We start from the raw sequence: 22,144 nt of genomic DNA, 5'->3' as shown, positions 1-22,144 counted from the left end.
CAGCGCCGATGGTACTGCAGGGGGGACCCTGTGGGAGAGTAGGACGCCGCCGAACAATTTTTCCGGGAGACCCCCGTGCCTTGTGGCACGGGGGTCTTCTGCGTTTACGGGGCACTGACGAGACGAGGTCGAGCGTGTATACGAAGGGTTGGAACGGAGCGCATGTCCACGCGGCGCCCGTCGGGGAACGCGTCCCACAACGCACGCTCCGGTGAGGTCAGCTCGTCGTAGGTGACATCCCCGCAGCCTGAGGGCTGCCCTGGTGGGGTCGCCGCGTGCAGCTCATCGGCAGCGCCTTCGTGAGCGCTGCAGGCGGACGACTTCGTTGCCGGCAGGCGACGACCCCTGTGGTGCGGCATGTCCTCGGAGCGGCCCCGCCCGGTGTGGACGGCGAGGTCCTCGCGCACGACGGACGCCCCCGCTCAGGGGTGCATGCGGGCGCCCTTGAGTACCTTGTCCACCGCGTTGCGCGGCCCGTACACCGCGAGGCCCACCAGGTCGAGCGCGCCCGTGCCCACGGCCCGTACGGCCGCCCGGTTGTCCCGGTCGTTGCCCGTGGCGAACAGGTCGGAAGTGAACAGGGACCTTGGCAGCGCACGGGAGAGCGCCCGGCTGTGCGCGGCCGTCAGTACCTCCTTCGTCCCCTCGAAGACCAGGACGGGCTGGCGGAACATCGGCATGTACGGGGTTCCGTCGGCGTCCTCGTACGGCTCGCCGACCACCTCGGGCGCCACCGTGCCGAGCCCGCTGACCAGGAAGGCGGTCACGTTCAGGCGCTGCCAGGTCTCCAGGTCCTCGCGGAGCAGGACGGCGATCTTGTTGTCGAAGCGGACGGGGGCGTTCTCGTCCGGGGCGGTGACCTGGGTGGCGTTCGGGGCTGCGTTCTCGTTCTCGGTGTTCATCCTCCGAGACTCCGCGATGCCGTCCCGTCCCGTCTTGTACGTTCTTTGCGTGACGTCCGAGCAGGAGATCTCCGCGTGGCGCCCGCACGTCGCGGGCGTCGTCGAGGTCCTGCACGCCCACTTCACCGAGCACGCCTACCCCATGCACGTCCACGACTCCTGGACCCTCCTGATCGTCGACGACGGAGCCGTCCGTTACGACCTCGACCGGTACGAGCGCGGCACCCCGCGCGACACCGTGAGCCTGCTGCCGCCGCAGGTCCCGCACAACGGCTCGCCCGCCACGGCGCACGGCTTCCGCAAGCGCGTCGTCTACCTCGACATGACGCAGCTCGACGCGAGCCTCATCGGGCCGGCCGTCGATCACCCGGACTTCACCGACCCGCTGCTGCGCGCCCGCGTCGGGCAGCTGCACGCGGCGCTCGCGCACCCCGGTGACGCCTTCGAGGCGGAGAGCCGGCTGGCCTTCGTCGGCGAACGGCTCCGCACGCTCCTGAGCCCCGCAGCCGAGCACAGCAGTGCTGTAGCCGACGGCCACGGCGTCGCCCGGGACCTGCGTGACCTGCTCGACGAGCGGCTGCCCGAGGGGCTCACTCTGACCGAGGCCGCGCGGCTGGTGCACGCCCACCCCACCCATCTCGTGCGGGCCTTCAGCGGCGCGTTCGGCATCGCCCCGCACCAGTACCTGACCTCCCGCCGCGTCGACCTGGCCCGCCGCCTGCTGCTCGACGGGCTGCCGCCGGGTGAGGTGGCCACCGCCGCCGGGTTCCACGACCAGTCGCACCTCACCCGGCACTTCAAGCGGATCATGGGCACCACCCCGGGCCGGTACGCCGGCGGGACGCCGGGAAGCCCGGACCGCGGGGTCCGGGCTTCCGGTGGTGCGGGGGTCCGACCGCGGCGGGTCAGGCCGGGCGGAACCAGACCGTCGCCAGCGGCGGCAGGGTCACCGTGATGCTGGCCCGGCGGCCGTGCGCCGGTACCTCCTCCGGCTTCAGCGGCTCCTCGTTGCGGACGTCGCTGCCGCCGTAGCGGGCCGCGTCGGTGTTCAGCACCTCGACCCAGCTCTCGGCGGACTCCGGAACTCCGAGCCGGTAGTCGTGGCGGACCACCGGGGAGAAGTGGGAGACCGCGAGCAGCGGGGAGCCGTCCGCGTCGTAACGGAGGAACGCGAGGACGTTGTCCTCCGCCGCGCCGCCGTCCACCCAGCTGAAGCCGCCCGGGTCGGTGTCGCGCTGCCAGAGCGCGGGGACCGCGCCGTACACCGCGTTCAGGTCGCCGACCAGGTCGCGTACGCCGCGGTGGTCGCCGGACGCCTCGTACGCCGGGTCGAGCAGCCACCAGTCCGGGCCGTGGCCCTCCGACCACTCGGCGCCCTGCGCGAACTCCTGCCCCATGAAGAGGAGTTGCTTGCCCGGGTGGGCCCACATGAAGCCGAGGTACGCGCGGTGGTTGGCGCGCTGCTGCCACCAGTCGCCGGGCATCTTCGAGACCAGCGACTGCTTGCCGTGCACCACCTCGTCGTGCGAGATCGGCAGCACGTAGTTCTCGCTGTACGCGTACACCATCGAGAAGGTCATCTCGTTGTGGTGGTACTTGCGGTGTACCGGCTCCTTCTCCATGTAGGTGAGGGAGTCGTGCATCCAGCCCATGTTCCACTTCAGCCCGAACCCGAGCCCGCCGAAGCCGTCCGGGCCGGTGTGGTGGGTGGCGCGGGTGACGCCGTTCCAGGCGGTGGACTCCTCGGCGATCGTCACCACCCCGGGGTTGCGGCGGTAGACGGTCGCGTTCATCTCCTGCAGGAAGGCCACCGCGTCCAGGTTCTCCCGGCCGCCGTGCTCGTTGGGCGACCACTGGCCGTCCTCGCGGGAGTAGTCGAGGTAGAGCATGGAGGCGACCGCGTCGACCCGCAGCCCGTCGATGTGGAACTCCTCGCACCAGTAAGTGGCGTTGGAGACGAGGAAGTTGCGCACCTCGGTGCGGCCGTAGTCGAACTCCAGGGTGCCCCAGTCCGGGTGTGCCGCGCGGGACGGGTCGGAGTGCTCGTACAGCGGACGTCCGTCGAACTCCGCCAGGGCCCACTCGTCGCGCGGGAAGTGTGCGGGCACCCAGTCCATGATCACGCCGATGCCCGCCCGGTGCAGCGAGTCCACCAGGTGGCGGAAGTCGTCGGGGGTGCCCATGCGGGAGGTCGGCGCGTAGAAACCGGTCACCTGGTAGCCCCAGGAGCCACCGAACGGATGCTCGGACACTGGCATCAGCTCGACATGCGTGAAACCCAGTTCCTTGACGTAGGCCGGCAGTTGGTCCGCGAGCTGGCGGTACGTCAGGCGCGGGCGCCAGGAGGGGAGGTGGATTTCGTATACGGAGAACGGGGCCTCGTGCACCGGACGGTCGCCGCGCCGGTCCATCCAGTCGCCGTCCTGCCACACGTAGTGCGAGGCCGTGACGACCGAGGCGGTGGCGGGCGGTACCTCCGTGGCGCGGGCCATCGGGTCGGCGCGCAGGGTGTGCGAGCCGTCCGGGCGGCAGATGTCGAACTTGTAGAGCGCGCCCTCGCCCACGCCGGGGAGGAACAGCTCCCACACCCCCGTCGACCCGAGCGAACGCATCGGCAGCCCGGTGCTGTCCCAGTAGGTGAAGTCGCCCGCGATCCGCACCCCCCGTGCGTTGGGCGCCCACACCGTGAACCGCGTTCCGGCGACCCCCTGGTGCTCCATGATCCGTGAGCCCAGCGCGGTCCACAGCTCCTCGTGCCTGCCCTCGCCGATCAGGTGCAGGTCCAGCTCACCGATGGCGGGCAGGAAGCGGTACGGGTCGTCGATCTCGACCTCGTCGTCCGCGTAGGCGACCAGCAGCCGGTACTCCGGCACGGCCCCGAGCGGCAGCACGCCGGAGAAGAAGCCGTCTCCGTCGTCCAGGAGTTCGGCGCGGAGCCCGTCCGCGAGCACCGTCACGGCACGCGCGTACGGACGCAGCACCCGCACCAGCACTCCGCCGTCGTACGGGTGTGCTCCCAGCAGGTCGTGCGGGGCGTGGTGCTCGCCGGCGAGCAGCCGGCCCCGGTCCGCGTCGTGCAGCGCGGGCGCGGGCCGGACGCCCTCGCGGACGTCGGTGCCGCCGCGTCGGGGGTGCGGCGGCACACCGGTCTGCCGCTCGGCCTTGGGGCGCTTCGCCGGGGGAGCGTCTGCCGGGGCGGGCGCGGTCGTGGTGACCGTGGCGGTCGCGGCGGAGGCCGCAGGCTCCGGCACGTCGGCCGTCCCGGTCGTCACCGGCTGCGGGGCTGGTACGACCTCGGTTTCGACGGGGGTGGGCTTCTTCCTGGACGGCTTACGGGCGGTCACGGGGGACGGCCTCCTCGGGGGGTCGGTCGGTGCGGGGGAGGGGCGGGGCGTGCGGAAGGGGCGGACCGACGGGCCGGGGTGCGCCCGCGGGTCCACCGGGCCGCGCGGCGGGGATGCCGCGCGGACCCGGATCAGGTGGACGCGGCCAGCCGCTGGATGGCGGCCATCGGGACGGGCAGCCAGTCGGGGCGGTGCCGTGCCTCGTACAGGACCTCGTACACCGCCTTGTCCGTCTCGTGGGCGCGCAGCAGCTCGGGTTCGCTGCGCGGGTCGGTGCCCGAGACGTCGGCGTACCCCTCGCAGTACGCGGAGCGGCAGCGCTCCGCCCACGCGTCGCTCCACGGGCGGTGGGAGCGGGCCGCGTAGTCGAAGGACCGGAGCATTCCGGCGACGTCGCGCACCGGCGGCTGCGGGCTGCGGCGTTCGGCGAGCGGCCGGGCGGGTTCGCCCTCGAAGTCGATCAGTGACCAGAACCCGTCGGCGGCGCGGAGGGTCTGTCCGAGGTGCAGATCGCCGTGGACCCGGTGGGTGGCCCAGGAGCGGCCCCGGTGTCCGAGCTCCGCCACCGCGTCGAAGGCGGCGCGCAGCGCGGGGACGTACGGCAGGAGCGCGGGGACCGCCTGCGCGGTCGACTCCAGCCGCTGGGTCATCCCGGCGACCAGCTGCTCGATGGCGGGCAGGCGCAGGTCCGGGCCCGGCAGGGCGGAGGCGAGCGCGGTGTGGACCTCGGCGGTGGCCCGGCCGAGCGCGTGCGCTTCGGGGACGAAGTCGCGTCCCCCCGCGAGCGCGGCGAGCGCCAGTTGCCAGCCGTCCTCGGCACCGCGCAGGAAGGGTTGCAGCACTCCGAGGGTGAGCGGTTCCGGGGTGGTGGCCTCGAACCAGGCGACGGGTGCGGGCACCCGTCCGCAGCCCTCGCCGACGAGGGCGAGCGGCAGTTCCAGGTCCGGGTTGGTCCCGGGGAAGACTCTCCGCAGGATCTTCAGGATGTACGCGTCGCCGAAGACGAGCGAGGAGTTGGACTGCTCGGTGTCCAGCAGCCGGGGCGCGAGCCCCGCCGGAATCGTTTCCGCGCGCTCGAAGCGGAGCGCTCCGAGCGGCCCCGGGCGGCGGAACCGTTCCAGCAGCAGTCCCGCGAGGCGGGGGTCGTGGAGGCCCTCGTACACGGTGCGGCCGGCCAGCGGGCCGTCCGTCACCCGCCCGATGAGGGCGGAGGCCAGGCTCGGCGGCAGGTCGGTCCGGACTCCCAGCAGGAGCTGGTAGCAGTCACCTGTGGCGCGGGCGGGCAGGCCCGGCTGGTGGACCCGGACCAGGAGGTGGAGCAGTCCGGGGCCGGTCGCCGAGGAGTCCACCGGCAGTATCTCGGTCGCGGAGACCAGGGTGAACCCGGCCACCGGGTGGCCCTTGCCGGCGAACCACCGTTGCCGGGGCAGCCAGTCGTGGAGCAGTGGGGCGAGTGAGGGCAGCAGTGCCGTCCCTGCCGCGACGCCCCCGGGCCGCGGATGGGGTTGCGGGTGGGGCGCCTGTTTCGTGGTGCTCTTCGCCAGGGCGACGTGAGTGGATGCAGCCTCCGACATGGCATCGCGTCCTTTCCCCGGGCACACAGATGCGAGGAGTGTCCCGGATTGCGGCAATGGCTGTCCGGCTGTGCGGGACGTGTCGGGTGAGGATGGTCCGTACGGACTCGAATGGCCCAACGGCCGTCCGGGTCCTCCAGCGCTCGATGTGGGGGAGAGTGCCCCGTGCGGGACGGTGGAAACCGTCCCGCAGGAGCCGTGCGTACCGTTCTCCGGTCGTAACGACCCGGTGAAGCCCGTCAGATGGCCGGGGCTTCCTTCCGCAGGCGGAACCAGTAGAAGCCGTGGCCGGCGAGAGTGAGCAGGTAGGGCCACTCGCCGACGGCCGGGAACCGCACGCCGCCGATCAGTTCGACCGGGTGGCGTCCGTTGAACGAGCGCAGATCGAGCTCGGTCGGCTGTGCGAACCGCGAGAAGTTGTGGACGCACAGCACGAGATCGTCCCCGTATTCGCGGGTGAACGCGAGCACCGCCGGGTTGGACGACGGAAGTTCGGTGTACTCGCCCAGTCCGAAGGCCGGGTTCTGCTTGCGGATCTCGATCATCCGGCGGGTCCAGTGCAGCAGCGAGGAGGGCGACGCCATCGACGCCTCGACGTTGGTGACCTGGTAGCCGTAGACCGGGTCCATGATCGTGGGCAGGAAGAGCCGGCCGGGGTCGCTGGAGGAGAAGCCGGCGTTGCGGTCGGGTGTCCACTGCATCGGGGTGCGCACCCCGTCGCGGTCGCCCAGCCAGATGTTGTCGCCCATCCCGATCTCGTCCCCGTAGTAGAGGATCGGGGAGCCGGGCAGCGACAGCAGCAGGGCGGTGAACAGCTCGATCTGGTTGCGGTCGTTGTCCAGCAGCGGGGCGAGGCGGCGCCGGATGCCGATGTTGGCGCGCATCCGCGGATCCTTGGCGTACTCCGCGTACATGTAGTCGCGCTCTTCGTCCGTGACCATTTCGAGGGTGAGCTCGTCGTGGTTGCGCAGGAAGATGCCCCACTGGCAGTTCTTCGGGATCGCGGGTGTCTTGGCGAGGACTTCGGAGACCGGGTAGCGGCTCTCCCGCCGGACCGCCATGAAGATGCGCGGCATCACCGGGAAGTGGAACGCCATGTGGCACTCGTCGCCGCCGGCCTGGTAGTCGCCGAAGTAGTCGACGACGTCCTCGGGCCACTGGTTGGCCTCGGCGAGCAGCACGGTGTCCGGGTAGTTGGCGTCGATCTCCTTGCGGACCCGCTTGAGGAAGCCGTGGGTCTCGGGCAGGTTCTCGCAGTTGGTGCCCTCGCGCTGGTAGAGGTACGGCACGGCGTCCACGCGGAATCCGTCGATGCCGAGGTCCAGCCAGAACCGGAGGGCGGAGATGATCTCCTCCTGCACCGCCGGGTTGTCGTAGTTGAGGTCGGGCTGGTGCGAGAAGAACCGGTGCCAGTAGTACTGCTTGCGCACCGGGTCGAAGGTCCAGTTCGAGGTCTCCGTGTCGACGAAGATGATCCTCGCGTCGGGGAACTGCTTGTCGTCGTCGGCCCAGACGTAGTAGTCGCCGTACGGCCCGTCGGGGTCCGACCGGGACTGCTGGAACCACTCGTGCTGGTCGCTCGTGTGGTTCATGACGAAGTCGATGATGACGCGCATGCCGCGCTGGTGCGCGGCGTCCACGAACTCCACGAAGTCGGCGAGGTCGCCGAACTCCGGAAGGACCGCGGTGTAGTCCGAGACGTCGTAACCGCCGTCGCGCAGTGGCGACTTGAAGAACGGCGGCAGCCAGAGGCAGTCGATGCCCAGCCACTGGAGGTAGTCCAGCTTGGCGGTGATGCCCTTGAGGTCTCCGATGCCGTCGCCGTTGGAGTCCTGGAAGGACCGGACGAGTACCTCGTAGAAGACGGCGCGCTTGAACCAGTCGGGGTCCCGGTCCTTGGCGGGTGTGTCCTCGAAGGTGTCGGGAACAGGCTCATTCACGATCATGGTGTGGGTGACCCTCCGGTCGGCGGGGACGGTCGCAGGACGACGATGTGCGCGGGCGTGATACCCGGCTCTAGGCGCACATAGAAGGCCCTGCCCCAGTGATAGGTGGCGCCGGTGAGCTCGTCGCGCACCGGCACGCTCTCGTGCCAGTCGAGGCCGAGTTGCGGCATGTCCAACGAGACCGTGGCCTCCTGGGTGTGGTGCGGGTCGAGGTTCACGACCACCAGGAGGGTGTTCGATCCTGAGCGCTTGCTGTACGCGATCAGCGCGTCGTTGTCGACGGAGTGGAAGTGGACGTCACGCAGCTGCCGGAGGGCCGGATGGCGGCGCCTGATGCGGTTGAGCGACGTGATCAGCGGAGCCAGCGAGCGTCCCTCCCGCTCGGCCGACTCCCAGTCCCTGGGCTTGAGTTCGTACTTCTCCGAGTGCAGGTACTCCTCGCTCCCCGGGCGCACCGGGGTGTTCTCGCACAGCTCGAATCCCGCGTACACGCCCCAGGACGGGGAGAGCGTCGCGGCCAGCACGGCCCGTGCCTCGAAGGCCGGCCGTCCGCCCTCCTGGAGGTAACCGGGAAGGATGTCGGGGGTGTTCACGAAGAAGTTGGGCCGCATGTACGCGGCGGCATCGCCGGAGACCTCGGTGGCGTACTCCGTGAGCTCCTGCTTCGTGTTCCGCCAGGTGAAATACGTGTACGACTGCTGGAAACCGACCTTCGCCAGCGTGTGCATCATCGCCGGGCGGGTGAACGCCTCGGCGAGGAAGAGCACGTCCGGGTCGGAGCCGTTGATCTCCCCGATCACCCGCTCCCAGAAAACGACCGGCTTGGTGTGCGGGTTGTCCACCCGGAAGATCCGCACCCCCCGGTCCATCCAGAACCGCAGCACCCGCACGGTCTCGGTGACCAGCCCGCGCATGTCCTTGTCGAAGGCGATCGGGTAGATGTCCTGGTACTTCTTCGGCGGGTTCTCGGCGTACGCGATCGAGCCGTCCGGGCGGTGGTGGAACCACTCCGGGTGCTCCTTCACCCAGGGGTGGTCGGGGGAGCACTGGAGCGCGAAGTCCAGCGCGATCTCCATCCGCAGGGTGCGGGCGGTCTCCACGAAGTGGTCGAAGTCCTCCAGCGTGCCGAGGTCGGGATGGACCGCGTCGTGGCCGCCGTCCGCCGAACCGATCGCCCAGGGCACGCCCGGGTCGTCGGCGCCCGCCGTCAGGGTGTTGTTCGGACCCTTGCGGTGGGAGGTGCCGATGGGGTGGACCGGTGGCAGGTAGACGACGTCGAAGCCCATCGCGGCCACCGCCGGCAGCCGCTCGGCCGCCGTCCGGAACGTGCCGCTGACCAGCCGCGTTCCGCCGCCGGGGAGGGTTTCACGGCGGGCGCCCTCGGAGCGCGGGAAGAGTTCGTACCACGCGCCGTACAGCGCACGCGGGCGCTCGACGACCAGCGGAAGGGGGCGCGAAGCGGTGACCAGTTCGCGCAGCGGGAAGCGGGCGAGCGGGTCGGCCACCGCCGGGGTGAGCGCCGCCGCCAGCCGGTCGGCGGGCGTGCGCGTGGCATCGCGCAACGCGTCGACGGCGGCCAGAACCGCCTCCCGCCCGTCCTTCTTCGGAACGCCCGACGCGGCACGCTCGTGGAGCGCCGCACCCTCGGCGAGCACCAGTTCGGTGTCGATGCCGGCCGGGATCTTGATCTGCGCGAGCCGCCGCCAGGTGGTCAGCGGGTCGCTCCACGCCTCGACCTTGTACGTCCAGCGCCCCTCGGAGTCCGGGGTGACGTCGGCTCCCCACCGGTCCGTGCCGGGGGCCAGTTCGCGCAGCGGCACGAAGGGGCCGCGCCGACCGCTCGGGTCGCGCAGTACGACGTTGGCCGCCACCGCGTCATGGCCTTCGCGGAAGACGGTGGCGGAGACCTGGAAGGTCTCGCCCACCACCGCCTTCGCCGGGCGTCTGCCGCAGTCGACGAGCGGGCGGACGTCCAGGACGGGGATACGACCGATCATGACATCACCTGAAAGCTGGAGCGGGGCGTGCGGGGATGACGGCACGCGCGGCGAGGACCGCATCCGCGTGCCGCGAGAATGGGGATCAGTCCTTTGTAGCTGCTCAGCTGTCTGCTGACGGGCTGTGGGCATGGCCGCTCCTGTCCGCGTTCACTCGAATGGCACTCGAATGGCTGGCATGCGCGGGGACGGTGCGCACGCTGCGGGGTGTGCGCGAGGACGTGTGATGCCGGGTCGGCTGCGTACGCGGGTAGCCTTCCCACCGATTTCGCGTGGTCAACCCGTCGCCGTGTTAACTACTGGGTCGTCATCCGGACGCCGCGCGCGTCCGACGCCGGACTCCGGGCGTGCGGCGTCACACGAGTCACCGGGTACCCGCGCTCAGGCGACTCGCACCTCCCGGTGGGTTCGCCACCCCGGAAGCCTCTCCCGGCCGGCCCGGGCCCACAAGGTCGCCCGAGGGGGTGAAATCAGCCATATCCGTTCGGAGCGGCCGGGGTTGCCGGGACCAACGGGGCTTTTGGGGCGGCCGAGGAGGGCGGCGCGAGGGCTCGCGGACGTGCGCCGGACCGCGCCGCCACTCCGTGCGCCGTGGCCGTGCGGGGCGGCAGGCCGTTACCGTCGTCGTGGTGGAGCGGCGCACACCGTGGTGCGGCGTCCCCTCGGATTCGCAACTCCCCTGTAAAGGTGGAACGCGTGAAGGCCATTCGTCGGTTCACCGTACGTCCCGTCCTCCCCGACTCCCTGCGACCCCTGCACGACCTCGCGCGCAATCTGCGGTGGTCGTGGCATACCGAGACCCAGGAGCTCTTCCGGTCCGTCGACCCCGAGGGGTGGCGGCCGGAGGACGCCGACCCCGTGCGGCTCCTGGGCTCCGTCTCCGCCTCCCGGCTGGCCGAACTCGCCCGCGACGAGGAGTTCCTCCGCCGCCTCGGCGAGGCCGCCGACGAGCTCGACGGGTACCTCACCGGAGACCGGTGGTACCAGAGCCGGCTCGACCAGGGCAGCCAACTACCCAGCTCCATCGCCTACTTCTCACCCGAGTTCGGAGTGACGGCCGCGCTGCCGCAGTACTCCGGCGGACTCGGCATCCTCGCCGGCGACCACCTCAAGGCCGCCAGCGACCTCGGCGTCCCGCTCATCGGCGTCGGCCTGCTCTACCGGCACGGCTACTTCCGCCAGTCGCTCTCCCGCGACGGCTGGCAGCAGGAGACCTATCCGGTGCTCGACCCCAACGAGCTCCCGGTCACCCTGCTGCGCGAACACGACGGAACCCCCGCCCGGGTGGTGCTCGCCCTGCCCGGCGGACGCTCCCTGCACGCCTGCGTCTGGAAGGCCCAGGTCGGCCGCGTCCCCCTCCTCATGCTCGACTCCGACGTGGAGGAGAACGCCCCCGGCGAACGCGACGTCACCGACCGGCTGTACGGCGGCGGCAGCGACCACCGGCTCCTCCAGGAGATGCTCCTCGGCATCGGCGGGGTGCGCGCCGTGCGCACCTGGTGCCGGCTCACCGGCGCACCCGCCCCCGAGGTGTTCCACACCAACGAGGGCCACGCCGGGTTCCTGGGACTCGAACGCGTCCGGGAGCTCATCGGCGCCGACCGGGCACCCGGACACCCTGGCGGACCGGACCAGGCGACCGGACAACTCGGGGGCGGAGAACTCGACTTCGACTCCGCGCTCGAAATCGTCCGGGCCGGTGCCGTCTTCACCACCCACACCCCCGTCCCCGCCGGGATAGACCGTTTCGACCGCCAGCTCGTCGCCCGGCACTTCGGTGACGACGGGGAACTCCCCGGAGTCCCCGTCGACCGCGTCCTCGCCCTCGGCGAGGAGACGTACGAGGGCGGCACCCCCGGCATCTTCAACATGGCGGTCATGGGACTCAGGCTCGCCCAGCGCGCCAACGGCGTCTCCACCCTCCACGGGGCCGTCAGCCGGGAGATGTTCTCCGGGCTCTGGCCGGGATTCGACCCGGCGGAGGTGCCCATCACCTCCGTCACCAACGGCGTGCACGCCCCGACCTGGGTCGCCCCCGAGGTGCTGCGCCTGGGCGCCCGGCAGGTCGGCGAGGACCGTGCCCGGGACGCGCTCGCCGGCGGGGAGGTGGCCACCGGGAACGGCGTCGACCGCACCGGCACACCCCGCCGCTGGGACGCGGTCTCCGCCATCCCCGACCGCGAGATCTGGGACCTGCGCCGGGTGCTGCGCGAACAGCTCGTCACCGAGGTCCGCAAACGGCTCTACGCCTCCTGGCGCAGGCGCGGCGCCGGCACCGCCGAACTCGGCTGGATCGACGGGGTCCTCGACCCCGACGTCCTCACCATCGGCTTCGCCCGCCGGGTCCCCTCGTACAAGCGGCTCACCCTGATGCTCCGGGACAAGGACCGGCTGACCCGGCTGCTGCTCCACCCGGCCCGGCCCATCCAGATCGTCGTCGCGGGCAAGGCCCACCCTGCCGACGACGGCGGGAAGCGGCTGATCCAGGAGCTGGTCCGCTTCGCCGACGACGCCCAGGTCCGCCACCGGATCGTCTTCCTGCCCGACTACGGCATGGCCATGGCGCAGAAGCTCTACCCCGGCTGCGACGTCTGGCTCAACAATCCGCTGCGCCCGCTGGAGGCGTGCGGCACGAGCGGGATGAAGGCCGCCCTCAACGGCAGTCTCAACCTCTCGGTGCGCGACGGCTGGTGGGACGAGTGGTTCGAGCCGGACTTCGGCTGGGCGATCCCGACCGCCGACGGCAGTGCCGTGGACGACGACCGGCGCGACGAACTGGAGGCCGACGCCCTCTACGCGCTGATCGAGGACAGGATCGCCCCGCGCTTCTACGACCGGGGCGAGCACGGGCTGCCCGAGCGGTGGATCGAGATGGTCCGCCGCACCCTGGTCGCCCTCGGTCCGAAACTCCTCGCCGGACGCATGGTCCGGGAGTACGTGGAGGGGCTCTACGCCCCCGCCGCGGTGTCCCGGCGGGCGCTCGACGCCCCGGCCGCGCGGGACCTCGCCGCGTGGAAGTCGAAGGTACGGGCAGCGTGGCCGCAGGTGGCCGTCGACCACGTCGAGACGGTCACCGAAGCCGCCGCGAGCGGCTCGGCCGAGCTGGGCGCCACCCTCGCGCTGCGGGTCCGCATCGCGCTGGGCGGGCTCGCCCCGGAGGACCTGGAGGTGCAGGTCGTCGCCGGGCGCGTGGACTCCGGCGACGCTCTCGTCGACGCCCAGACCACCCCGCTGAAGGTCACCGGTACCGGTGACCTGGCGGACCACCGGATCTACGAGGGCCCGCTCTCGCTGGACCGTACCGGTCCGTACGGCTATACCGTCCGCGTCCTGCCGTCGCACCCGCTGCTGGCCTCCGGGGCCGAGCTCGGCCTGGTGGCCCTGCCGGACGCGACGGTCGGGGAGGAGGAGGGCGGCCCGGTGCTCCGCTGACCGGGAGCGCCCTTCGGGGAACGCGTGGACGGCCCGGGAGGAGAGGTGATCCCCTCCCGGGCCGTCCGGTGTGCGTGACCGGCCGCCCGCCCGGCGGCCGGTGGCCGTCCGGTTCGTGACCGGGCCGGCCGGGTGGGTCAGAAGGTGAGCTTGAAGCTGTTGATCTTGCCGGTGTCGCTCGAGGCGACGTCCTGCACCTTCAGCTTCCAGACACCGTTGGCGACCTGTGCCGAGGCGTTGACCGTGTAGGTCGCCACCACGTTGTCGGCCGAGTCGCTCGACGAGGAGCTCTTCAGCCGGTACGAGGTCCCGTTCGGGCCGACGAGGTCGACGACCAGGTCACCGCGCCAGGTGTGGGTGATGTCCACGCCGACCTGGAGGGTGCTGGGGGCGTTGCCGGTGACACCGGAGACGGTGATCGAGCTGGTGACCGCGGCGCCGTTGTCCGGGATCGAGACGGCGGTGCTGTTGGTGAAGACGGTCCCGGTGGGGGGCGTCGTACCACCGGGACGCGTGCCGACGTTGATACCGGCCCAGGCGTTGGCCACGGCGGTGTACTCGGCGCTCGTCGTGCCGTACAGCTCACCGGCGGCGGCGAGGGTACCGGTACGCGCGGAGGCGTAGTTGGTCGTCGTGGTGAACTTCGTGGTGAGCGCCCGGTACCAGATCGCCAGCGCCTTGTCGCGGCCGATACCGGTCACGGCGAGGCCGTCCGAGGTCGGCGAGTTGTAGGAGACGCCGTTGACGGTCTTGGCGCCGCTGCCCTCGGAGAGCAGGTAGAAGAAGTGGTTCGCCGGGCCCGAGGAGTAGTGGACGTCGGAGCTGCCGATGCCGGAGAACCACGAGTCGTACGACCCGCCGTCCTTGCTCGGCTTGTCCATGTAGCGCAGCGGGGTGCCGTCGCCGTTGATGTCGATCTTCTCGCCGACGAGGTAGTCGCCCGGGTCGGCCGTGGTGTTGGAGTAGAACTCCACACCCGCCGCGAAGATGTCGCTGGTCGCCTCGTTGAGGCCACCGGACTCACCGCTGTAGACCAGGCCGGCGGTGGCGGCGGTGACACCGTGCGACATCTCGTGGGCCGCGACGTCGAGCGAGGTCAGCGGGGCGGCGTTGCCCGACCCGTCGCCGTACGTCATGCAGAAGCAGCTGTCGGTCCAGAAGGCGTTGACGTAGTTGTTGCCGTAGTGGACGCGGGAGTAGGCGGCGACGCCGTTGCCCTTGATGCCGGTGCGGCCGTGGACGTTCTTGTAGTAGTCCCACGTCTCGGCGGCGCCGTAGTGGGCGTCCGCGGCGGCGGTCTCGGTGTTGGTGCCGACGCCGTTGCCCCAGACGTCGTCCGCGCCGGAGAAGAGCGTCCCGGTGCCCGAGGTGCCGTGGTTCAGGTTGTACGTCTTGTGCCCGCCACGCGTGGAGTCGGTCAGGTTGTACGAACCCGTGGTGCCCGAGGTGCCGAGGGTGACGGTGCCGCTGTACTGCGTGTTGCCGGTACCGGTCTCGATGCCCTGCCACTCGAAGAGCTTGGCACCGGAGGTGGCGTCGGTGACGACGTGCAGCTCGTTGGGGGTGCCGTCCTCCTGGAGGCCGCCGACCACCGTCTCGAAGGCGAGCTTCGGGGTCCCGCCCGCCAGCCAGACCACCTTGCGGGGAGCCCGGCTCGCCGCGGTGGCCTTCGAACCGTCGGCCGAGGCCGCGCTGAGCGCCTGCTTCTCAGCGGTGGCCGGGGCGACGTCGGCGACGGTGCCGACGGCCTTCAGCTGCGCGGTGGTGGCGGGGGACGCCTTGGTGACGGACTCGGTGGTGCCGGCCGTGTCCGACGTGACGACCAGGTCGCCGCCGAGGACCGGCAGCCCGCCGAGGGTGCGCTCGTAACGGGTGTGCACCGTGCCGTCGGCGTCCTTGACGACGTCACGGACGACGAGCTTCTCCGTCGAACCGAGCCCGAGCTCCTTGGCGGTGGTCGCCTTGTCCGCGTCGGCCGCGGAGATCAGGGCGGCACGCTGGGCGGGGGAGAGCGCCGCGGGAAGCGCACCCGAGTCGACCTTGCCCAGAGCGGGGGAGACCGCCGGGGCCGAGGCGGGGGTGGCGGTCGCCGAGGGCGAGGTGACTCCCACGGCGACCAGGGCCGCCGCGGCTATCAGTGCGCCGGTCGCGGTGGTGCGACGGCTGTGCGTGAGTCTCACGCGGACTCCTTCTGCGAGGGGGGTACCGGCGGGCAGTGGCCCGGTCGGCAGTGCAGGCGGTGCGCGGAACGACGGAAGAGTGACAGTCGCGGCGGGTCCGTGTCAGGAGCGCGTCAATGATTTGGCCAGAACTCGTCCGTTGCCGGGTGGTCGGTGTTCGTTAAGCGGACGTTTCGTCGATCTTCGTCGCACCTACACCTGCCGACCGTCCGGCCCCGTAACCACCGAGAACGGCGGGGCACGGCCGCATGCGGCCTGTTCGAAAATTTCGGGGTTCCGGGGCTGCGGCTCACGTGCTGAGACGCTCGGGGCGCATGGCTCATAACGAGCCATGCCTGGCGCGTGGTGAGCGGGGGTGCGGGGAGTGGCTGAGCGCGGCACGGGCCGGGGTGCGGGGCCCTGCGGGTGGGGGTCCGGGGGCGGGGGGCCGGGGGTGGGGGCTGGGAGGTTGCCCGGGGTGCGTACAGCCGTACGTATGACGACTCGCCGGCATGGTCGTACGATCATTTCATCGTCGAATTGCCGGGGATGGCGCCCGTATTCGCCATCGGGCAGGGCTCATTGAAATGATGAGTATGCGAACGGATGGCGGGAAATACCCGATCGCGCTCTCGCGCCGTGTCCGTCCCCCTCTTTCGTGACGAATCGGGCACGATTCGTCCGTGGTGACAGGACGACATCAGAATCCGGTCGAGCCGGGCGCGAACTCCGGGCCGGAACATCCGGCATCTCCCGCTCCGGCGGGCGACGTTCCCGCCCAGGGGCGTACCGAACCCGAGCGGATTTCCCCAACGCCCTCGCAACCGAGCGCCTTTACCGGCCCGGGTGCCCCGCCCGGCCCCGATCCGGCGCCGGAGGAGGGTACGCCGTTCCGCGTTCCGCTGTCCCGGACGGAGCGCCACGGAAGAGCCGTCGCCGTGATCGGACTGGGGTACGTCGGGCTGCCGACGGCCCTGGCGCTACGGGCGTCGGGGGTACGGGTGATCGGGATCGACGTCAGCGCGGACCGGCTGCGCGACATCCGCGCGGGCGCCGTGGACCTGGCGCCGCGGGACCGTGAACGCCTGGCGGACGCCCTGCTCGACGCGGCCTTCCTGCTCACGGACGACCCCCGGGCCTCCGCCTGGGCGGACACCGTGGTCATCTGCGTCCCCACCCCCGTGGACCGCCACCAGGTGCCGGACCTCTCCATGCTCACCACGGCCTGCGCCTCGGCGGTCGCGTACGCGGTGCCCGGCCAGCTGCTGGTGCTCACCTCCACCAGCTACGTGGGGACGACCCGCGATCTGCTGCTCGCGCCGCTCGCGGCCCGGGGGATGAAGGTGGAGACCGATGTCTTCGTGGCGTTCGCCCCCGAGCGGATCGACCCGGGCAACGCCGACCACAGCCAGGACCTCACCCCGCGCGTCGTGGGCGGCGCCGGGCGCCGCTCCACCGTCTCGGCCGCCTCGGTGTTCTCGCGGATCGCCCCCTCGGTCCACACGGTCGGAAGTCCGGAACTCGCCGAGATGACCAAACTCTGGGAGAACACGTTCCGGGCCGTCAATATCGCGCTGGCGAACGAATTGGCCGACAGTTGCGCGGTTTTCGGACTGGAACCCCGAGCGGTGATCGACGCGGCGGCGACCAAGCCGTACGGCTTCATGCCCTTCTACCCGGGCCCCGGGGTGGGCGGTCACTGCATTCCGTGCGATCCGCATTACCTGCTCTGGCAGTTGAGGGCCGAACGGATTCCGTCGCCGGTCGTCGACGCGTCGATGCGGGCCATCGCGGAACGCCCCGGCCGTATGGCGGGGCTCATCACGGCGAAGCTCGCCGCACGGGGAATTCCGGTCGCCGGGGCGCGCGTGCTGATGGTCGGGATCGCGTACAAGCGGGGCGTCGCGGACGTCCGCGAAAGCCCCGCGCTGGAGATCATGGGGCTGCTCGCGGACTGGGGCGCGACGGTCGCCTTCACGGACCCGTTGGTGCCCCGCGCCCAGCTGCGCGGCGCCACGCTGACCGGCCTCGCCGACCCGTGGGAGCAGCGGTGGGACCTGGTGGTGCTGCACACCCTGCACCCCGGCGCCGATCTGAGCCGGCTGGGCCCCGAACACACGGTGCTGGACATCTCCCAGGACCGCAGGGGGCCCGGCACCGCCGGGACCTACCGGGCGGGCGGGGTGTCCGGAGCGGCGCAGGCCGAAGCGGGAGCGCACCGGGCGGCCGGGTCCGGGTCGGTCGGTTCGGTAGGGCCGGCCGGTTCGGCCGGTTCGGCCGGTTCGGCCGGGTCTGCCGTGTCGCAGGGCGTGGCCGCGTCGGTCGGGCCGCAGGGTTCGGTCGGTTCGGTCGGGCCGCAGGGTTCGGCCGGGCCGGTCGGCCCGGTGGGGGAGCCCGTATGACCCTGACCGACCGCACCACCGCCGACCGGACCCCCGCCGACCGCACCCCCGGCGCCCCGCCCCGCCCGCCCGCCGCCCGACGGTCCGTCCCCGGGCGCGCCCCCGCGCCCGCCCGCCCTGTCCACCCCGTGCGCCGGCTCGCCCGGTCCCTCACCCGGTGGCTCGCGGCGGCGGCCCCCGGGGCCGGGCGCGGGGTGCGCCGGCTGCTGGTGCTGCTCTGCCTGATGCCGCTGACCGTCCTCCTGGCCCGTCAGGCGCTCCGGCTGCCGCGCCTGACCACCGTCCCGGTGTACGGCCTGGTGGTCCTCGCGGGCACGATCGCCGTGCTGTACCTCGCCTACAGCCGGTACGAGGACCCCTCGACGACCTCCGGGCCCCGGGAGCCCGACCCCGGCTTCCCGCCGCTCGCCGCCCGGCCGCGCGTCGACTTCCTGCTCGCTGTGAAGGACGAGGCCGGTGCCATCGAGGCGTGTGTCCGCTCCATGGCCGCCTCGGACTGTCCCGGGGTGCGGATCATCGTGGTGGACGACTTCTCCACCGACGGGACCCGCGAGATCCTGGTCCGGCTGCGGGACGAACTCGGCGTCACCGTCATGCTGTTGGACGAGAACGTCGGGAAGAAGCACGCCCTGGTCGCCGCGTGCGCCCACGCAGACGCCGAGGTCATCGCGTTCACCGACTCCGACTGCGTGCTGGCGCCCGACGCGCTCCGCCGCTGTGTGGACGCCCTCGACCGCCATCCGGACCTCGGCGCCGTCAGCGGGCACTGCAGGGCGCTCAACCCGGACGCGTCGCTTCTGACCCGTGTACAAGACGTCTGGTACGAGGGCCAGTTCAGGATCGCCAAAGCGGCGGAGTCCTCCTTCGGCTCGGTCTCCTGCGTCTCCGGACCGCTCGCCGTCTTCCGCCGGGAGGCGATCGTCAACTACCTCCCCGCCTGGGCCGGGGACCGCTTCCTGGGCGCCCCCTTCCGGTTCGCCACCGACCGCCAGCTGACCGGATACGTCCTCGGGCAGGCCTGGATCGGCCGGTCCCTGAAGGACCGCTACCGCGACTCCCCGTTCGTCTCGGCCGAGGACCACCCCGAACGCCGCTGGCGGGTCGGTTACGTCCGGTCGGCCCACGTCCGTACCAACGTCCCCGCCCGCCTCGCCCCCCTGATGCGCCAGCAGGTCCGCTGGAAGAAGAGCTTCGTCCGCAACCTCTTCTTCACCGGCTCCTTCATGTGGCGCAGGGGCCCCGGACCGGCCGTCCTCTTCTACGGACACGTGCTCTGGGTGCTCGCCGCGCCGCTGATGGCCCTCCTCCACCTGGTCCGGGCCCCCCTCCAGGGCGCGTACGTCCTCACCCTCCTCTACGTCTGCGGGGTCCTGCTCAAGGGCTGCGTCTGGGGCCTCGCCTACCGGGTCGACCACCCCGGTGACACCCGCTGGAGATACCGCCCCCTGATGTCCCTCTTCTCCTCGGTGGTACTCGCCTGGCTGCTCCCGTACTCCCTGCTCACCGTCCGGCGCGGTATCTGGTCGAGGAGCGCGACGTGAGGGCGGGCGACCGGAGGTCCAGCGGCTGGCGGCTGGGCGAGGAGAACCGGGGTGGCGCGGGGGCGGGTGCTCCGGGGGCGTCCGACGGCGGCGCGGCCCGCCGCGCGGGCCGGCTGCTGGCGGGGGCGCTGACCGCCTGCGCGGTCCTCGTGCTCTACCTGCTGGTGCTGTTCCGGGGAGACCTGCCGTGAGCCGCGACGTCCCGGCCCCCGCGCGGGTGCGGGCGGCGGCGGTACGGGCCCTGCTCGGGCTGCTGGCCCTGGCACTGGTCGCCCTGCCGTTCTACGCGGCGTGGCGGTACGAATCCCACCGCAGGGCGGTCACCCCGCAGGCGGCCCCGCCCGCCGGAGGACCGCCCGCCGGAGGACCGCCCGCCGTCGGAGCGGGCGGACCGGCATCGGACGCGGCGGCGCCCCCCGTGGTGCTGGCGTACCACGACATCGGGCCCGGGGGCCGCGGCAAGTACACCGTGACCCCCGAGGACTTCGACGCGCAGCTCGCCACCCTGGCGAGGGCCGGCTACCGGAGCCTGACCACCGAGGAGTTCGTCCGCTACCTCGACGGGGGAGCCCCGCCCGCCCGCCGGTCCGTCTACCTCACCTTCGACGACGGCACCCACGGACTCTGGGTGCACGCCGACCGCATCCTCGCCAAGTACCGGATGCACGCGGCGGCGTTCCTGATCACCGGATCGGTGGGCCGCCACCGCCCGTACTACCTCTCCTGGCAGGAGATCGGGCGCATGGCCGCCACCGGCCGGTGGGACTTCGAGGACCACACCCACGCCCAGCACCGGCGGGGCGAGGTGGACGCGGCCGGTACGCGGGCGTCGGCGCTCTCCAGCCGCCTCTGGCTGCCCGGGGAACGGCGGCCGGAGCGCGTGGACGAGTACCGGGCGAGGATCGCCGGGGACCTGGACACCTCGCTCGCGGAGATCGCCCGGCACGGACTGCCCCGGCCGCGCCTCTTCGCGTACCCCTTCTCCGAGGCGTCGGAAGCGTCCGACCCCGTCGGCTCCCGTACCCCCAACGACGTCCTCCGGCGCGAACTGGCCCGCCGGTTCACCGCCGTCCTGACGAACAACTCCGGCCGGCCGCTCCCCGCCGGACGGCGCGCCGCGGCGGCGGGGGAGGTACGGCGCATGGAGATCACCCGGGCGACGGACCTCCCCGGGTTCCGCGCCGGACTGGAACTCTGGACCGCGGTGTCCCCGGCCGCCTGCCCCGACCCGCTGAAGGACACGGACCGCTGGGAGCCCACGGGTACGCCGGCCCGGGGCGGTGCCGGGGACTTCACCGCCGTCTTCACCGGCCGGGGGCCCTACCCGGGCAGGACGGGGTACGCGGAGGCCGCCTACCGGCCCGTCGCCGCGGCGGACTGGACCGACTACACGGTGGACGCGACGGTCGACCGGCTGCGCGAGGCGACGAACAACGTCGGCATCGTCGTACGCGACGGCAGCCTGGCACCCCTCACGGTCTCCCTGAGCCACAGTTACGTCAGCCTCTTCGCGGGCACCGGGGACCGGCGGGCCGAAGTCGCGCGGCGCACGCTCCGCGACGACACCGTGCACCGGGTGCGCGTCACCGTGCGGGGCGACCGTACCGAGGTCGTGGTCGACGGACGCTTCCGGATCGACTGGACCGAGCCGGGGGCCGCCGGCGGGAACGGCCGGGGCGGCCTCGCCCTCAACATCCGCAACGGCGACGCCGAGGGGGAGTGGCCCCGCTTCGCCTCCCTCCGGGTCGCCGCACTGCCCGGAGCCGGAGCGGGAGCCGGTACGGACACGGCGGCCGTGACCCGAGCCGGTACGGACACGGCCGGGGCCGCCCCGGCGGGGGAGGCGCGGTGAGCCGTCGGCGGCAGGAAGGGCCCGCTCCCGGGTACAGCCGCCGCGCGGTGGTCGGGCTGGGGCTCGCGGCCACGACGGGCGTCCTGCCGCTGACCGACGGGCCGTCGGCCGGAGGCTCGTCGGAGACCGGGGCGCAGACCGGGGCGGGAACCGGGGCGGACTGGGCAGGAGCCGGGGGACCGCGAGGCGCGGAAGCCCGCGACACCGAGGGCGAGACAGCACTCCAGGCTCCGACTCCGGCCCCGGCGCGAACCGGCAGAACCTCTCTCACCTGCGGAGTTCCGGACGCCACCACCTTCCTCGCCGTCTTCCCGCGCTCCGGCCTGATCACCAACGAGTACGCCCACCGGCACCCCGGTGCCGCCGACGCCCGCACCCACCCCGACTGGGCCGTCACCAGCGGATCGCTCTTCGCGGACCGGGGCACCGCCTGGAGCGGAGTCCCCGACGGGCTCTCCCCGGACCCGCTCTCCCTGCTGCACACCGGCTCCTCGGTGCTGCGCGCGGTGACCGTACGACGGGACTTCGCGGACACGGCCGTACACGCCCGGGTCCTGCTCCGGCCCCCCGGCACCACCGCCCGTACGCCCGCGACGGACTGGGACGGCGGACACCTCTGGCTCCGCTACCGCAGCCCCCAGGAGCTGTACGCGCTGAGCTTCCGGCGGCGCGACGGCCTCGTCGTCATCAAGCGCAAGTGGCTGCCGCCCGGAGCCGCCGACGGCACGGAGGGCACGTACACGACCCTCGCGCAGGCGCCCTGCGCGATCCCGTACGACACCTGGCACCTCGTCGAGGCGCAGGTACGCACCACGGCCGAGGCCACCGTCCGCCTGCGGCTCCTCGTCGACGGGCGGGCGGTCGCCGAGGCCGTGGACACCGGACCCGGGGTACTCGCCGGCCCCGGCGGGGTCGGAGTGCGAGGCGACAACACCGAACTGCGGTTCGCCGCGTTCACCGCCGTACCGTGCCCGGCTCCGTGAGGTCGTCTGCAG

The 22,144-nt window shown here is 72.2% G+C and carries 13 protein-coding genes; 7 read left to right on the top strand and 6 right to left on the bottom strand.

The features are described 5' to 3' along the window. Positions 1–422: 422 nt before the first annotated feature. A complete protein-coding gene (locus tag ACFZAX_RS18195) occupies positions 423–902 on the bottom strand; it encodes a DUF2000 family protein (RefSeq protein WP_390962591.1) in 480 nt (159 codons plus the stop codon). Positions 903–951: 49 nt separating this feature from the next. Between ACFZAX_RS18195 and ACFZAX_RS18190 the strand changes: the two genes are divergently transcribed. Continuing rightward, positions 952–1,857 (top strand): helix-turn-helix domain-containing protein, encoded by a 906-nt coding sequence (locus ACFZAX_RS18190; protein ID WP_390962590.1) that lies wholly within the window; start codon positions 952–954, stop codon positions 1,855–1,857. Here the strand turns inward: ACFZAX_RS18190 and glgB are convergent. From glgB to ACFZAX_RS18170, 4 genes are all read right to left on the bottom strand, one after another. Beyond that, positions 1,808–4,246 (bottom strand): 1,4-alpha-glucan branching enzyme, encoded by a 2,439-nt coding sequence (gene glgB / locus ACFZAX_RS18185; RefSeq protein WP_390962589.1) that lies wholly within the window; start codon positions 4,244–4,246, stop codon positions 1,808–1,810. The two genes, ACFZAX_RS18190 and glgB, sit on opposite strands and share 50 nt — an antisense overlap. Positions 4,247–4,377: 131 nt before the next feature. Further along, complete coding sequence (locus ACFZAX_RS18180) at positions 4,378–5,820, bottom strand: maltokinase (protein WP_390962588.1); 1,443 nt, start codon at positions 5,818–5,820, stop codon at positions 4,378–4,380. A gap of 239 nt (positions 5,821–6,059) precedes the next feature. Next, complete coding sequence (treS, locus tag ACFZAX_RS18175; protein ID WP_266709274.1) at positions 6,060–7,766, bottom strand: maltose alpha-D-glucosyltransferase; 1,707 nt, start codon at positions 7,764–7,766, stop codon at positions 6,060–6,062. Then, positions 7,763–9,763, bottom strand: a complete 2,001-nt coding sequence (locus ACFZAX_RS18170; RefSeq protein ID WP_390962587.1) for a maltotransferase domain-containing protein — start codon at positions 9,761–9,763, stop codon at positions 7,763–7,765. The genes treS and ACFZAX_RS18170 overlap by 4 nt, the downstream gene beginning before the upstream one ends. 696 nt (positions 9,764–10,459) lie before the next feature. On the opposite strand from ACFZAX_RS18170, the gene glgP reads away from it, so the two are divergent. Then, positions 10,460–13,195 carry an alpha-glucan family phosphorylase gene (glgP, locus tag ACFZAX_RS18165; RefSeq protein WP_390962586.1) on the top strand — a complete coding sequence of 912 codons (2,736 nt, stop codon included), beginning with the start codon at positions 10,460–10,462 and terminating at the stop codon, positions 13,193–13,195. Positions 13,196–13,332: 137 nt separating this feature from the next. Here glgP and ACFZAX_RS18160 read toward each other — a convergent pair whose 3' ends face one another. After that, positions 13,333–15,375, bottom strand: a complete 2,043-nt coding sequence (locus ACFZAX_RS18160) for a M4 family metallopeptidase (RefSeq protein ID WP_390962585.1) — start codon at positions 15,373–15,375, stop codon at positions 13,333–13,335. A gap of 917 nt (positions 15,376–16,292) precedes the next feature. On the opposite strand from ACFZAX_RS18160, the gene ACFZAX_RS18155 reads away from it, so the two are divergent. From ACFZAX_RS18155 to ACFZAX_RS18135, 5 genes are read left to right on the top strand one after another with little or no spacing between them, the layout of a single operon-like run. Continuing rightward, on the top strand, positions 16,293–17,756 hold the full coding sequence (locus ACFZAX_RS18155) for a nucleotide sugar dehydrogenase (RefSeq protein ID WP_390962584.1): 1,464 nt from the start codon (positions 16,293–16,295) through the stop codon (positions 17,754–17,756). Beyond that, on the top strand, positions 17,753–19,297 hold the full coding sequence (locus tag ACFZAX_RS18150) for a glycosyltransferase (RefSeq protein WP_390962583.1): 1,545 nt from the start codon (positions 17,753–17,755) through the stop codon (positions 19,295–19,297). The genes ACFZAX_RS18155 and ACFZAX_RS18150 overlap by 4 nt, the downstream gene beginning before the upstream one ends. Continuing rightward, the gene (locus ACFZAX_RS18145) at positions 19,294–19,488 is read left to right on the top strand and encodes a hypothetical protein (RefSeq protein ID WP_390962582.1); all 195 of its coding nucleotides are present in this window, start codon (positions 19,294–19,296) and stop codon (positions 19,486–19,488) included. Before ACFZAX_RS18150 ends, ACFZAX_RS18145 begins: the two co-directional genes overlap by 4 nt. Continuing rightward, positions 19,485–21,149 carry a polysaccharide deacetylase family protein gene (locus tag ACFZAX_RS18140; protein WP_390962581.1) on the top strand — a complete coding sequence of 555 codons (1,665 nt, stop codon included), beginning with the start codon at positions 19,485–19,487 and terminating at the stop codon, positions 21,147–21,149. Before ACFZAX_RS18145 ends, ACFZAX_RS18140 begins: the two co-directional genes overlap by 4 nt. Then, entirely contained in the window at positions 21,146–22,132 is a 987-nt protein-coding gene (locus ACFZAX_RS18135) for a hypothetical protein (protein WP_390962580.1), read from the top strand. Before ACFZAX_RS18140 ends, ACFZAX_RS18135 begins: the two co-directional genes overlap by 4 nt. The last annotated feature ends 12 nt before the right edge of the window (positions 22,133–22,144 follow it).

Origin of the sequence: Streptomyces sp. NPDC008125, assembly GCF_042957125.1 — a bacterium.
Taxonomy (GTDB): domain Bacteria; phylum Actinomycetota; class Actinomycetes; order Streptomycetales; family Streptomycetaceae; genus Streptomyces.
Note: the sequence above shows the minus strand (reverse complement) of the source record. Positions and strands in the feature narration are given on the sequence as shown.

Excerpts from the sequence above, each read along its gene's own strand:
- treS (WP_266709274.1), bottom strand. The coding sequence starts at position 7,766 with ATGATCGTGAATGAGCCTGTTCCCGACACCTTCGAGGACACACCCGCC.
- ACFZAX_RS18195 (WP_390962591.1), bottom strand. The coding sequence starts at position 902 with ATGAACACCGAGAACGAGAACGCAGCCCCGAACGCCACCCAGGTCACC.
- ACFZAX_RS18180 (WP_390962588.1), bottom strand. The coding sequence starts at position 5,820 with ATGTCGGAGGCTGCATCCACTCACGTCGCCCTGGCGAAGAGCACCACG.
- ACFZAX_RS18170 (WP_390962587.1), bottom strand. The coding sequence starts at position 9,763 with ATGATCGGTCGTATCCCCGTCCTGGACGTCCGCCCGCTCGTCGACTGC.
- ACFZAX_RS18150 (WP_390962583.1), top strand. The coding sequence starts at position 17,753 with ATGACCCTGACCGACCGCACCACCGCCGACCGGACCCCCGCCGACCGC.